The organism is Flammeovirga sp. SJP92 (assembly GCF_001583495.1).
In the GTDB taxonomy this organism is placed as follows: domain Bacteria; phylum Bacteroidota; class Bacteroidia; order Cytophagales; family Flammeovirgaceae; genus Flammeovirga.
Genome location: NZ_LQAQ01000091.1, coordinates 62,048 through 75,823, shown reverse-complemented (window position 1 = coordinate 75,823; position 13,776 = coordinate 62,048). Strand labels below are relative to the sequence as shown.

Sequence of the window (13,776 nt, the reverse complement as noted above, 5' to 3'; positions counted from 1 at the left end):
TTCTCATGTCATCAAAAGAAGAAGTTAAAAAACAAATTGAGCAACTTTCGGAAAAGTTGCATCATTTAAATACAAAATATTATATCGATGGTGTTTCTGAAATATCAGATCAGGAATTTGACCAGATGCTACAACAGTTACAGCAACTAGAGGAAGCCCATCCGGAATTACTTTTACCCAATTCACCCACTCAAAGAGTAGGAGGTGCACCTACAAAAAACTTCCCAACAGTGAAGCATGAGGTGCCTATGCTTTCCTTATCCAATACCTACAATAAAGAAGATCTCATAGAATTTGACACTAGAATTCAAAAAGACTTAGGTATTCAACCTGAGATGGTCTGTGAATTAAAGTATGACGGTGTAGCAATCAGTCTTATTTATGAAAATGGTATTCTAAGCAAAGCCGTAACAAGAGGTAATGGTGAAGAGGGTGATGAAATCACGAATAACGCCAAAACCATCAAGACACTTCCTTTACAACTGAGAGGAAACTTCCCTGAAAAGTTGGAAGTACGTGGAGAAGTATTCATGAGCAAGGATTCCTTTGAGAAGAACAATGAAAGGATTATTGCCGAAAATGAAATCCGAAAAAGTGAGGGCAAAAAAGAGCAACCTCTTCTGGCAAACCCTAGAAATGCTTGTGCAGGTGCCTTAAAACAACAAGATCCTAAAAAAGTTGCAGAAAGAAATCTTAATGTATACATCTATGGAATTGTTGGAAATTATGATTCCATCAAGAATCACTATGATGCCTTAAAAACTTTGCAAGCTTGGGGCTTCAATATTCCAAACTCTTTCGAGAAGGTAAAAAACATTGACGAGGTTTGGGATTTCATTACTAAATGGGATAAAGATCGTTTCAACCTTCCTCTGGAGACAGATGGAGTGGTAATAAAAATTGATCAAGAAGATTTAAGAAGAAAACTTGGTAATACTGCTAAAAGTCCTCGTTGGGCAATTGCTTATAAATACAAAGCTGAAGCAGCAAAAACGAAATTAAGAGAAATTACTTATCAGGTAGGGCGTACAGGAGCTATTACTCCTGTGGCCAATCTTGAACCAGTGCAATTGGCAGGAACTACAGTAAAAAGAGCTTCGCTTCATAACGCCAATGAAATTGAAAGGCTAGAGCTTTTTGAGGGCGATTACGTATATGTTGAGAAAGGTGGTGAAATCATCCCAAAAATTACGGGAATTGATAAAACTATGAGAGAGGAAGATGCTACCCCTGTTGAGTTTATTGATAAATGCCCAGATTGTGATACTGTACTTATTAGAATTGAAGGAGAAGCTCAGCATTATTGTCCGAATACAATTTCTTGCCCACCTCAAGTAAAAGGTCGCATACAACACTTCGTCAGCAGGAAAGCAATGAATATTGATTCACTAGGTGGAGAAACAATCGAACAGCTAATCGAAAAGGGATTAATCAGTAATTATGCTGACTTGTACGAGCTTGATGCAACAAAGCTAGAAGCCATGGAGCGTTTTAAGCAAAAGTCTATTGATAACCTTCTATCGGGGATTGAAGCTTCTAAAAATATACCTTACGAGAAAGTATTATTTGCTTTAGGCATTCGTCATGTAGGAAGTACAATCTCTGAGAAGTTAACTGAGGTATTCAAAAACATTGATACTCTTTTTGAAGCTACAAAAGAACAAATAGCAGATGTTTATGAAGTAGGGGAAAGAATCGCAGAAAGCATTGTAGAATTTAGAAACAGTGAGGATAATATTGAATTAATTAAGCAACTCAAGAAACATCAACTTCAGTTTGAATTGGTTGAAAAAGAGAATGCAGGTACTCTAAATGATAAGCTTTTTGTATGTACAGGTACATTCTCTGTATATTCAAGAAATGAAATTCATGACCTTATCAAACAAAATGGAGGTAAAGTGCGTACTTCAATTTCGGCAAAAATTGATTATCTTGTGGCTGGGGAAAAAGCAGGTTCCAAATTAAAAAAAGCAGAGGGCTTAGGAATTACTGTTTTAACCGAGGAACAATTTGGTCAATTACTGATAGGGGATAATGATTAATTTATTTAGAAACAAGCTTTTAAATTACAAACTTGAAAAAGAATCTCCATCAAAAGAAATTATCCATAATAATGATTTACCCTTTAAGAAGGCTACTTCAGTTGGTTTTTTATTCTATATAAAAGATAAATTGAACCTTGAATCTTTATTGAATGAGATAAAAATTTTGAGGAATATTCTACCCAAATCTGTTAAAAATTTAGAAATAATATTTGTCTCTGAATTTAGTAAAACAGATTTCGAAATACCCTTTAATTGTAAGCTTATACCTGTATCAAAAATCGACTGGAATAGTGGAAATGTAAAGAATGATCTTCAAATATTTGTTGAAAAATCATTTGATTATTTGTTTACATATTCACTTTCAATTTCAAAAATATTAGATCAATTAACAAGAAAATCTCATGCTACTTGTAGGGTCACTTTAGGTGAACATCAAGATGAAGATTTTTGTGAAATGAAATTACTATCAGATCAATTTTCTTTTGACGACAGGTTGAAGTCTGCTATTGAAGTACTAAACAAGATGTAAAAAAAGAGGTTAGATTTTAAAATCTAACCTCTCTTTTTTTTATAGCTTATTCTTAAAACTATCCGTTGTTTTTGATCTCTTGGATCTCTAAACGAATATCTTGTGCAAGCTTCTTGATGTCTTGCATGTTCTTACGTACACGAGTACCAGCTGCAGCAACTTTGCTGTTGTAGAACTTCTGTGCATCTTCTTCAGTTTGCTGAATAAGCTCCTTTAATTCTGTGAATTTGTCCATTTTATTAATATTAATTTCTATCGATGAATTAATTAAGTGTATAGCAATTTATATAATAACTTTGAAAAATTATAATATTTTTGACGAAAAAAAAGGATAAAATCTCAATTTTTTATTGAAATCTTATCCTTTTTTTATTTTAATTAAAATCAATAATAAATTACTTCATTATTTGTGGTTCAGCGTTAGCGTATTCACCTGATTCTAATTTATGTTTTACTGCTTTGAATGCTGAGATTGTTTCTTCTACATCTTCTAATGAGTGAGAAGCAGTAGGAATCAATCTTAACATGATTACTCCTTTAGGCACTACAGGGTATACAACTACTGAACAGAAGATGTTGTAATTCTCTCTTAAGTCCATAATCATATTCACTGCTTCATTCTGTCCACCTTGTAAGAATACAGGAGTAACAGGAGTATCTGTCAAACCAATGTCAAAACCATTTGATGTTAAACCGTCTTGTAATGCAGTAGCAACCTCCCAAAGCTTATCTTTTAGCTCAGGCATGTTACGAAGCATTTCCAAACGCTTTAAGTTACCTTTTACCAATGGCATAGGTAAAGTTTTAGCAAAGATCTGAGATCTTGTATTGTATCTTAAATACTCAATTACTTGCTCGTCTGAAGAGATGAATGCACCAACAGAAGCCATTGACTTAGCAAAAGTAGAGAAGTAGATATCGATTTTATCTTGACATCCTTGCTCTTCACCAGCACCAGCACCTGTTTTACCTAAAGTACCAAATCCGTGAGCGTCATCTACTAACATACGGAATTGATATTTATCTTTAAGGTCAGCGATTTCTTTCAACTTACCTTGGTCACCTAACATACCGAATACACCTTCAGTAATCAATAGGATAGCACCACCTGTTTCTTCAACTAATTTTGTAGCTCTTTGTAACTGCTTTTCACAGTTCTCAATGTCATTGTGAGGGAAAACGAAACGCTTACCAACATGCATTCTCAAACCATCGATGATACATGCGTGACACTCTGAATCGTATACTACAACATCTTTTCTATCTAATAACGCGTCGATAACAGACATGATACCTTGGTAACCGAAGTTTAAAACCATTGTATCTTCTTTACCTACGAATGAACTAAGTTCTGATTCAAACTCTTCAATCAAGTTTGAGTTACCAGACATCATACGTGCACCCATTGGGTAAGCCAATCCGTACTCAGCAGCTGCCTCAGCATCTACTTTTCTAATTTCTGGATGGTTTGCTAACCCTAAGTAATTGTTTAAACTCCATGTTAATACTTCCTTACCTCTGAAGGTCATACGAGGAGCAATTTCTCCTTCAAGTTTTGGGAATGCATAATATCCGTGAGCCATTTTGGAATGATTTCCTAATGGTCCTCTGTCTTGAAGAAGTTTTTCAAATAAATCCACGATATAGTCTTATTTTAATGCTTGAAACATTATTCTAATTACAATCTAATATGTCCCAGGAGTGAATATTTAGTACTCAATTTCATATAAAATAAGCACACCTCTTTTTGAGACATTGACAAAAATCGGTTTTATAGTCCTAAAACGTACTATTATAGTTCAGCATTTAAGTATTTTTAACATATTTTTGAAGTTTATTTTAATGTAAGCCCCATTCCAACGTTAAATTGATGATAATTTGAGAAAGTGTAATCCCCATTAAGGAAAACTAAACCAAATTTAAGCATAATTCCACCTCCAAATTTCCATCTTCTCAGCTCTGATTCCTCTACAACACCATCTGAAGGCAGGTTGAGTGTTTTACCTTCATCTTCCAGTAACCTATAATCACCGATAAATCTTGTTGTGTTTTTGCTGTAAACAAACCCAGAATTGACATAAAGAGTCAATAGGGGAAGTGTCTTAGACATAATCAACTCAAAATCACCACCTCGTGTAATGAAATTAAGATTACCTGGATCTTTTACAGGAGCTACTTCACTTTGTTCCAAAGGATAATTTCCTTCCACTTGTGTATAGCCACCAAAAATACTTAAATCAAAAGGGGACTTCTCTTTAAAAAACCATTGGATCAAATTGTGTTTTAAACCAGCTCCCCACATTTGAAGTATAATTCCATTATATTCTACTTTAGGAAAAACACGTCCCATGATCTCTGTGTTTTTATAAATTCCCAAACCAAACTTAAGATAGGGAAGAGGAGCTACTGGAATATTCACACCCTTTGCTGCCGGCATTATCGCCTCAGTACCATCATCATTTTTTACCCCAATTACAGATTCAGTTTCATCGCTACCAAAAAAAGTAGGGATTCTCTTATTGCCTTTTATGATTCTTACACCGTCAATATCTCCAACTGTATAATAAAGTCGCTCCGAAGGAATGAATACCAATGATGAACCAAAACTGAGGTCAAAACCAATAGGTCTATGAGGTCTAGCGGTATGATTCCATCCTAAACCTACAGACCACTTGTAGCTTTCTACTAAAGGGTTGGCATAACGGTTAAAGAGTTCTAAACTGCTTACCTGAGCATTTTGACCTTCTGTTGAAAATAAAGAGAGAACATCCTGAGAGTAGGACAATGGACTTAAAAAAAATAGCCCTATATATAAATATAATCTTTTCAAAAGTAATGCGTCTTAGAGTGATGTATCAGGACAATATCAATCCGATTAATTTTTCTTAGTACTTATGCCTTTCAAATATACTATTATCCTTTTAAGTACTAAGCCAAAAATGGATCATATTTAATTCTAATATATTTTTTGTAAGAACAAGTCTAAAAAACGCAACATTAGTTATTCTATTTTAAGTTTTTTGAAGGAAGTAATCTCAAAACAATTAATAGAATCAGTATTAAACAGTTTTTGTTCAAGTAAGCACTTAAAACCCATCTATTTATATTGTTTTTATTAATTTTTAGTTGCAATTTGCAACTATGAATTTGAATAAATTAGAACAAATTGAGTTAGAATTCGAAATCCTTATACAAAAGGATAGAAGAAACTGGCTGAGAGTAGCAAAACTATTGGATCAAATCGAATCCCAACAGCTTTATAAATTAAGATCGAGATCTTTTACCGAATACGTAAAAGGCTTAGCTCAAAAAAACAGAATTAATATTTCAACATTATGGAGAGCTAGGTCAGGAGCAAAGTTATATTTAGAAATTCTAGAAATGAATCATCTTGATGAATTAGATGAATCTATCGTTAAAACCACACCGGAACAATTAGAAACGTTCAGTAAGGTAAGAACAATAGCTCCTACAAAAATTGTGGAAGACGTAAAAGAAAAGATGCTGAAAGGGGAAAATATGCGTCATGAATTAAGGGAATTATGGCAAATCTATAGACCTTTAAAAGGGGGGAAGACTGAAAGAGGACGTAAAAAAGAGGATCCAGTTGTGATTACAGATAAGAAAACTAAATCGCAGTTTGTACTTCCATATCAATTGAAAGATACCGTTAGAAACGAAAATGTAGAGAAAAATACCATTGATACTTATTGGCAAGATTTGAAGAAAATGGAGAAATACCAACTTTCTTCAGAGAACCTAGCAAGAGCCAACATCCTGAATGCTTTAAGGTCTGAACAATGGGTTGCTAGAACTTTAAAAGTTGATTTTTCATCCAATCATGAACACCTTGTTGCTTTTGTAATTCAACAGCCTTCTAAAGAAATTGATGTAGTTACTTTAGCAAGGCCTGAAAAGAACTATAAAAAACGTCCTGTTATTATTGGTTCAGAGATCATTACAGATTTGTCATCATTTAAATCTCAAAAACAGAAAATTATGACAAAGACATTATTCTGCGATTATTTTTATTTGGCAATTCCTATGAATGATGAATACATTCAAAAAGCAGAACAATTCTGTAAGGAAACTAATTTTGGAATTATCTGCATAGGCGATCACTTAGCAAACGATACAAAGCATATATGTAAAATTCATTCTTTAAGTACAATCAAAGAGCCTGATCAGAATTATGAATATATTATGATGCAGAAAGTAATGGAAAGATTGTTAGGTTGGAATTAATCTAAGAAACGAATATGAGCCTATTTGATAGATAATATTAGTATTTAAATATAATAAACATTATGTTAAATAGAAGTTTTGAGAAAAATGAATAGTAGTTTTATATAATTCATTATCAATGTTTTAAAGTATATTTTTATTACTATTTTAGTTGTAAGAGTGATTCAATGTATATATATTTGTAATACATAATTCATTAAGCAACTACTTCATATTATGAAACATCTTTTGATCTTATTCTTAACAGCCTCTCTCCTTTTCTCTTCAAAAACATTCGCTACTGTAGAGAGTCATGAAAAAGTAAAAAACTACACAATTATTTCCGTTATCCTTACAGTTCAATATGGTGATGGATATTTTCAAATCACACGAAGGTTATTCAAAGCTTTACATCTTCCTGAAAAGGAACTGACTTGGAAGCATGTTCAATACATTAAAGAAATGTATAATAAAAAATACGACTCCTATGATTTGAAAGTCGGAAATGAAATTACTATTTTGAAATCCGAATTTATAAAGTGAGTGAACCAATGAGGAAGAATTGTCTTCCTCTTTTCTTTTTAGAATAGATGGAAAAATTAAATATTGAATATAAAAAAGCTTTAAAGTTACATTGTAAATCTCTAATAGTAGACAAGGTTAAATCATTAGAGGAAGCCATGGAAAGCGCCCAGCAATCCGCAAATGCTGAAACACGAAGTACTGCAGGCGATAAACATGATACAGCTCGTGCCATGATGCACTTAGAAAAGGAAAAAATGGGTACTCAACTCTCTCAAAACCTTCAACTTTTGAAAGTTATTGAGGAAATCAATGATGCAAAATCTGAAGCTATTAAGCCAGGAAGTTTAATCAAGACTAATAGAGGATTATACTATCTACTTATTAGTATTGGTCAGGTTAAATTTGAGAAAGAAAATGTATTTGTAATCAGTGCTCAATCTCCTATTGGTAAAATATTTATTGGAAAATCAGAGAATGACAAGGTTAAATTCAATGGTAGTGAAATGACAATTCTTGAATATATCTAATCTCTCATTTTTTATTAAAATAAGATTTCTTAAGCAAAAGTACTTGAAGCTTTAAAATTGACAATTATTATTGTTTGATCTAAAAATCTTAGTTTATCCTACTCTCAGAAGTATTATAAAATAGATTTATTTATATCTTTGCTTGATTTATTGATTTCAGGTCAAAAAATTAGAGTGCTAGGCTTTAGTACTAAAACAAAAAACGCAATTAATTTTTAGGATACATCTACAGTATGTCTGAATATAACCATAATTCATTTGAGCCTAAATGGCAGAAATATTGGCAAGACAACAATATCTATAAAGTAGACATTGATAAAAGTAAGCCAAAATATTATACACTTGATATGTTCCCATACCCTTCTGGAGCTGGTCTTCACGTAGGTCACCCAATGGGATATATTGCTTCTGATATTGTTTCAAGATACAAAAGATTAAAAGGATTCAATGTACTTCACCCTATGGGGTTTGATTCATTTGGTCTTCCTGCAGAGCAATATGCGATTGAAACAGGGCAACACCCTGCAATCACTACAGAGCAAAATATCAGCACATTCAAGTCTCAAATGAATAAAATCGGTTTCAGTTTTGACTGGAGTCGTGAAGTTCAGACTTCTTCGCCTGAGTATTACCGTTGGACGCAATGGATCTTTGAACAATTATTCAATGCTTACTACGATAAAGACGAGAATAAAGCGAAAGACATTGCTGAGTTAGTAAAGCACTTTGAAGCAAACGGTTCTGAAGGAATCAATGCTGAGTGTGATGACGATGCAACTGTATTCACTGCTGAGGATTGGAAAGGATACTCAGACAATGAAAAAGCTACTATCCTATTACAATATAGATTAACTTTCTTATCTGAAGCAATGGTAAACTGGTGTCCTGCTCTAGGAACGGTTTTAGCCAACGACGAAGTAAAAGATGGTGTTTCAGAAAGAGGTGGACACCCTGTAGAAAGAAAGAAAATGAAACAATGGATGATGCGTATCACAGCGTATGCGGATCGTTTATTGGGTAACTTAGATCGTTTAGATTGGTCTGACGCTTTAAAAGAAATGCAGCGTAACTGGATTGGTAAATCTATTGGTTGTGAATTAGACTTTAAAGTAGCAGATAGCGATATTACTTTAACAGCTTTCACTACTCGTGTTGACACTGTTTATGGTGTTACTTATGTAGTTTTAGCTCCAGAGCACGAATTAATCCCTACTTTAACTACTGATGCACAAAAAGAGGCAGTTGAGACGTATGTTGAAGAGGCAAAAAATAGATCAGAAAGAGATCGTCAATCAGACGTAAAAACAGTATCTGGTGTATTTACTGGTTCTTATGTAATCAATCCTTTGACTGGTGAAAAAGTTCAGTTATGGATCGCTGATTATGTATTATCAGGATACGGTACAGGTGTTGTAATGGCGGTACCTTCATCAGATGATCGTGACTTCCGTTTTGCAAATCACTTCGACTTACCAATTATTCGTGTAATCGAGGGAACTGAAGACATGGAAGACCCTACTCAAGTGAAAAAGGGTAAAATGATCAACTCAGGTTTCTTAAATGGGTTGGATTCTGACGAAGCTATCAAAGTGGCAATTGACAAATTAGTGGAGTCTGGTCAAGGTAAAGCGAAAGTAAACTTCAGAATCAGAGACGCAGTATTCTCTCGTCAACGTTATTGGGGTGAGCCAGTTCCGGTATACTTTGATGAAAATGATTCTCCTCAATTGGTACCTGATCAACAACTTCCATTGAACTTACCAGAAGTTGAAAACTACTTACCTACTCCTGAAGGTGATCCTCCACTAGGAAACGCTAAGGACTGGAAATTTGATGATAAATTCGGTTACGAATTAACAACAATGCCAGGTTGGGCAGGTTCATCTTGGTACTTCTTACGTTATATGGACCCTCAAAACAAAGAGGCATTCGTAAGCAAAGAAGCGGTTGAATACTGGAACCAAGTAGATTTATATGTAGGTGGTACTGAGCACGCAACAGGTCACTTATTATACTCACGTTTCTGGAACATGTTCTTATTCGACATGGGCTTCATCGGTCATGAAGAGCCATTCCAAAGAATCGTAAACCAAGGTATGATCCAAGGTCGTTCTAACTTTGTTTACAGAGTAAAAGGTACAAATCAGTTCGTTTCTTATGGTTTAAGAAAAGACTATGACGTGCAACCTCTTTACGTAGATGTAAACATCGTAAATAACGATGAATTAGATACAGAAAAATTTAAAGAGTGGCGTAAAGATTATGCAGACGCTGAATTTATCTTAGAAGACGGCAAATATATGTGTGGTCATGTTGTAGAAAAGATGTCAAAATCTAAATACAACGTGGTTAACCCAGATGTTGTAATCGAGAAATACGGAGCAGATACACTTCGTCTTTATGAAATGTTCTTAGGCCCTATCGAGCAATCAAAACCTTGGTCAATGCAAGGTATTGACGGTGTTTGGAAGTTCTTAAGAAAAATGTGGAGATTGTTCTACAATGATCAAGGACAATTAGTTGTAACTGATGGTAAAGCTACTCCAGAGGAATTAAAGATCCTTCATAAAACGATCAAGAAAGCAGGTGAAGACATGGAGTCTTTAAGTTTGAACACTACAGTTCCTGCATTCATGGTATGTGTAAATGAGTTAGCAGCTGCTAAATGTCATAAGAAAGAGGTATTAGAGCAATTATTAGTGATCTTATCTCCTTTCGCTCCTCACATTGCTGAAGAATTATGGCACGAAGCTTTAGGTCATGAAGATTCTGTAATTTTAGCTTCATTCCCTGAGTTTGATGCTTCATTACTAGTAGAAGCTTCACATACTTACCCAGTTTCTATTAATGGTAAAATGAGAGTGAAAATTGACCTTCCAATGGATATTTCTCAAGAGGAAGCAAAAGAAGCTGTTTTTGCCAACGAAGTAGTTAAAAAATGGGTAGAAGATAAACCAATCAAGAAGTTTATCTTTGTTCCTAAGAGAATTGTAAATGTTGTTGTATAACACTTTATAAATACAAAACGGAAATAGGCAATTCAGCTTATTTCCGTTTTTTTATACGATATGCTAAAAAGGTTTATGGGGCTTGGTGCCCTTTTAGGTGTTGGTATTGGAGACCTTGTTTACAAGTATATCCAAGATATTCCCAGAAGTAATATCAATCATAAAACAACTATTTTTATTAGTTGTGTCATTTTTGTCTTCATTGGTAGTCAGCTCTATCAGTTTAGTAAAGATAAAGATGAGAAGTGGCTACGATCAAGCATGATCATACTCTATATGATGGGAGGATTAATACTCGTTATGAGTTTAGTCCTAACAAGCTTTTTAAAATAAATGAATAAGTGTTCTTTTATAGTTTATATTTCAATAATATCCTACCTTTGTAATATAAACATGTTGAGAACAATTCACATCCATATATAAAATGTCAGAACAATTCAAATTAGATACCATTGAAGATGCAATTGAAGCAATCAAAAATGGTGAAATAGTTATTGTAGTTGATGATGAAGATAGAGAGAACGAAGGTGACTTTATCTGTGCTGCTGAAAAAGTGACTCCAGAAATCATTAATTTCATGTCTAAAGAAGGTAGAGGTTTAATCTGCTGTGCTTTGATTGAAGATCGTTGCGAAGATCTTGGACTTGAGTTAATGGTGGGTAAAAACACAGCTGCGTTTGAAACACCTTTTACTGTATCTGTAGATTTAATTGGTCATGGATGTACTACAGGTATTTCAGCAAGCGACCGTGCTAAAACAGTACAAGCTTTAGCTGACCCTAACATTGATCCAGCAGTACTTGGTAAGCCAGGACACATCTTCCCTCTTAAGGCGAAAAGAAATGGTGTTTTAAGAAGAACAGGTCACACTGAAGCTACAATCGACTTAGCTCGTTTGGCAGGTTTAGAACCATGTGGTGTTCTTGTTGAAATCATGAATGATGATGGAACAATGGCACGTCTTCCAGACTTGGTACATGTTGCAAAGAAACACAACTTAAAGTTGATCAGTATTGAAGACTTAATTCAATACCGTTTGAAGTTGGAGGAGTCGTTAGTAGAAGAAGAAATTGGTGTTGATATGCCAACAGAATTCGGACACTTTAACTTAAAAGCGTTCCGTCATACACAAACTGGAGAACAACATCTTGCATTGATTAAAGGTGATATTACTACGGATGAACCTGTAATGGTTCGTGTACACTCTTCATGTGTAACGGGTGATATTTTCGGTTCTTGCAGATGTGACTGTGGTCCTCAACTTCATGGTGCCATGGAAATGATTGAAAAAGAAGGCAGAGGTGTCATTCTTTATATGAATCAAGAAGGTAGAGGGATTGGTTTGATCAACAAATTAAAAGCTTATAAACTTCAAGAAGAAGGTTTGGATACTGTTGAAGCAAATAAAGCTTTAGGTTTCAAATCGGATCAAAGAGATTATGGTGTTGGTGCTCAAATCTTAAGAAAATTAGGGGTTAGTAAAATGAAATTGATTTCTAATAATCCTAAGAAAAGAGCTGGTTTGATTGGTTACGGTCTTGAGATTGTAGATAGCATTGCTATTGAGATTTCACCTAATCAATACAACAAAAAATACTTAGAGACTAAGAGAGATAAAATGGGACATAATATCCTTAAGTAATTCTTTCTAAATTATATTTTAAGAGCGTATAATTTCAGTATTATACGCTCTTCTTTTTTATGGAAACATTTGAATTAAGAAATTATAAAGGACAGGTCCATCGTTTTCAATTCGAGAACGCTCTTATTGTCTTTTTACCTACCGTCTCTTCAAAATTGGATAAAGAGCACCTTCATTTACTAAAAAAACAGATGAAGGTGATTACAAAACATGTTCAAAATATATTTGTCATTGTTCATCAAAATGAAGAAGAAATTTCAAAGGTATTAAAGAAAAAGAACTTCCCCTTCCCTATTTTGGCTGATTCGAAAGCAAGAATTGCAAAGCAATTACAATGTTATCTATTGCCGATAGGTATTGTTCAGAGAAGTTCTTTTTTATATAACATTAATGGTGCTCTACTTTTTAGAAAAACCTTTATGTCCAATATAGAAGAGCATTTTGAGTTTATATATTCACCTACTGAATAATAATATCATTTTTCACAACTTTACCCAAAAGGCGGTCCAATTCATCCAAGCTGTCATACAACTCTTTATAAGAACTGATCACCCAATATTGTTCCTGAAATTTATCTTTGATATAAGGAGTTTGAATAATCTCCAGCACATTGAATTGATGGCGTTTTGGAATATCAGAAAACAGACTGTATTCACTTTCCCCTTTAGAAGAAAGTATTCCGGCTCCATAAATTCTCAAACCTTCCTCTTTCTCAATTAAACCGAACTCAACGGTATACCAATATAAACGTGAAATCAATTCAATTACATGCTCATTGTCAATATATTGCAAAGCAATAACACTCATTTTTTCTAAGTATTGACAAAAGAACTTATTGGTTAAAAGAGGCACGTGCCCATAAATATCATGAAACATATCGGGCTCTTCTAAATAATCCAATTCTGATAACTTTCTAAACCATGTGGAAGAAGGAAATTTTTTAGCCTTCAATAGTTCAAAAAACTCTTTGTTTGGAATGAGTCCCGTTACCGGTGCAATACTCCACCCTGTAATAGACAGTAGCTTCTCATCTAATGTTTTAAAAGAAGGAATTTTATCTTCTTTAAATCCTATGGCTTTGATCCCCTCTAAAAAATCATTTTCAGCTAATGATGGTAAGATTTTCATTTGCCTTTTGTAGAGTGTCTGCCATACTTGATGGTCTTCATCAGTGTACTTATCGTACTCCTGTTTTTCAATAAAATACATGCTAGTGATTGGTTAAATATGTGAAATTATGTGTTTAATTATTTAGGTACTTTTTCGAAATTAACTT

At 33.9% G+C, this 13,776-nt stretch carries 12 protein-coding genes; 8 read left to right on the top strand and 4 right to left on the bottom strand.

What is annotated here, in order from left to right:
• The first annotated feature begins 5 nt into the window (after positions 1-5).
• Positions 6-2,042: an NAD-dependent DNA ligase LigA gene (ligA, locus tag AVL50_RS20270; RefSeq protein ID WP_062618307.1), complete on the top strand. Its 2,037-nt coding sequence runs from the start codon at positions 6-8 to the stop codon at positions 2,040-2,042.
• Positions 2,035-2,574, top strand: coding sequence for a hypothetical protein (locus tag AVL50_RS20265; protein ID WP_062618306.1), 540 nt, complete (start codon positions 2,035-2,037; stop codon positions 2,572-2,574). The genes ligA and AVL50_RS20265 overlap by 8 nt, the downstream gene beginning before the upstream one ends.
• Positions 2,575-2,632: 58 nt before the next feature.
• On the opposite strand, the gene AVL50_RS20260 is transcribed toward AVL50_RS20265, so the two are convergent.
• The 3 genes from AVL50_RS20260 to AVL50_RS20250 form a co-directional block, all read right to left on the bottom strand.
• Complete coding sequence (locus AVL50_RS20260) at positions 2,633-2,809, bottom strand: hypothetical protein (RefSeq protein WP_044203993.1); 177 nt, start codon at positions 2,807-2,809, stop codon at positions 2,633-2,635.
• 160 nt (positions 2,810-2,969) lie between these two features.
• Positions 2,970-4,214, bottom strand: a complete 1,245-nt coding sequence (locus tag AVL50_RS20255; protein ID WP_062618305.1) for a pyridoxal phosphate-dependent aminotransferase family protein — start codon at positions 4,212-4,214, stop codon at positions 2,970-2,972.
• Positions 4,215-4,408: 194 nt separating this feature from the next.
• Positions 4,409-5,404: a DUF6588 family protein gene (locus AVL50_RS20250; protein WP_157491461.1), complete on the bottom strand. Its 996-nt coding sequence runs from the start codon at positions 5,402-5,404 to the stop codon at positions 4,409-4,411.
• Between the two features lie 311 nt (positions 5,405-5,715).
• On the opposite strand from AVL50_RS20250, the gene AVL50_RS20245 reads away from it, so the two are divergent.
• The 6 genes from AVL50_RS20245 to AVL50_RS20215 all read left to right on the top strand — a co-directional run bounded on the left by AVL50_RS20245 (position 5,716) and on the right by AVL50_RS20215 (position 12,970).
• Positions 5,716-6,819 carry a hypothetical protein gene (locus AVL50_RS20245; RefSeq protein ID WP_062618303.1) on the top strand — a complete coding sequence of 368 codons (1,104 nt, stop codon included), beginning with the start codon at positions 5,716-5,718 and terminating at the stop codon, positions 6,817-6,819.
• A gap of 216 nt (positions 6,820-7,035) precedes the next feature.
• Positions 7,036-7,341, top strand: a complete 306-nt coding sequence (locus tag AVL50_RS20240) for a hypothetical protein (protein WP_062618302.1) — start codon at positions 7,036-7,038, stop codon at positions 7,339-7,341.
• Between the two features lie 47 nt (positions 7,342-7,388).
• Positions 7,389-7,850 (top strand): hypothetical protein, encoded by a 462-nt coding sequence (locus tag AVL50_RS20235; RefSeq protein ID WP_062618301.1) that lies wholly within the window; start codon positions 7,389-7,391, stop codon positions 7,848-7,850.
• Positions 7,851-8,083: 233 nt separating this feature from the next.
• Positions 8,084-10,858, top strand: coding sequence for a leucine--tRNA ligase (gene leuS / locus AVL50_RS20230; RefSeq protein WP_062618300.1), 2,775 nt, complete (start codon positions 8,084-8,086; stop codon positions 10,856-10,858).
• A gap of 424 nt (positions 10,859-11,282) precedes the next feature.
• Positions 11,283-12,500, top strand: coding sequence for a bifunctional 3,4-dihydroxy-2-butanone-4-phosphate synthase/GTP cyclohydrolase II (locus AVL50_RS20220; RefSeq protein ID WP_062618298.1), 1,218 nt, complete (start codon positions 11,283-11,285; stop codon positions 12,498-12,500).
• 59 nt (positions 12,501-12,559) lie between these two features.
• Entirely contained in the window at positions 12,560-12,970 is a 411-nt protein-coding gene (locus AVL50_RS20215) for a redoxin domain-containing protein (protein WP_062618297.1), read from the top strand.
• On the opposite strand, the gene phhA is transcribed toward AVL50_RS20215, so the two are convergent.
• Positions 12,960-13,709: a phenylalanine 4-monooxygenase gene (phhA, locus tag AVL50_RS20210; protein ID WP_062618296.1), complete on the bottom strand. Its 750-nt coding sequence runs from the start codon at positions 13,707-13,709 to the stop codon at positions 12,960-12,962. The genes AVL50_RS20215 and phhA overlap by 11 nt on opposite strands.
• Positions 13,710-13,776 lie beyond the last annotated feature (67 nt).

What these genes read in the sequence shown, in the direction of transcription:
- AVL50_RS20215 (WP_062618297.1), top strand. Translation starts at nt 12,560, where the DNA reads ATGGAAACATTTGAATTAAGAAATTATAAAGGACAGGTCCATCGTTTT.
- AVL50_RS20260 (WP_044203993.1), bottom strand. Translation starts at nt 2,809, where the DNA reads ATGGACAAATTCACAGAATTAAAGGAGCTTATTCAGCAAACTGAAGAA.
- AVL50_RS20235 (WP_062618301.1), top strand. Translation starts at nt 7,389, where the DNA reads ATGGAAAAATTAAATATTGAATATAAAAAAGCTTTAAAGTTACATTGT.
- AVL50_RS20220 (WP_062618298.1), top strand. Translation starts at nt 11,283, where the DNA reads ATGTCAGAACAATTCAAATTAGATACCATTGAAGATGCAATTGAAGCA.
- ligA (WP_062618307.1), top strand. Translation starts at nt 6, where the DNA reads ATGTCATCAAAAGAAGAAGTTAAAAAACAAATTGAGCAACTTTCGGAA.
- AVL50_RS20240 (WP_062618302.1), top strand. Translation starts at nt 7,036, where the DNA reads ATGAAACATCTTTTGATCTTATTCTTAACAGCCTCTCTCCTTTTCTCT.
- AVL50_RS20265 (WP_062618306.1), top strand. Translation starts at nt 2,035, where the DNA reads ATGATTAATTTATTTAGAAACAAGCTTTTAAATTACAAACTTGAAAAA.
- AVL50_RS20245 (WP_062618303.1), top strand. Translation starts at nt 5,716, where the DNA reads ATGAATTTGAATAAATTAGAACAAATTGAGTTAGAATTCGAAATCCTT.
- phhA (WP_062618296.1), bottom strand. Translation starts at nt 13,709, where the DNA reads ATGTATTTTATTGAAAAACAGGAGTACGATAAGTACACTGATGAAGAC.
- leuS (WP_062618300.1), top strand. Translation starts at nt 8,084, where the DNA reads ATGTCTGAATATAACCATAATTCATTTGAGCCTAAATGGCAGAAATAT.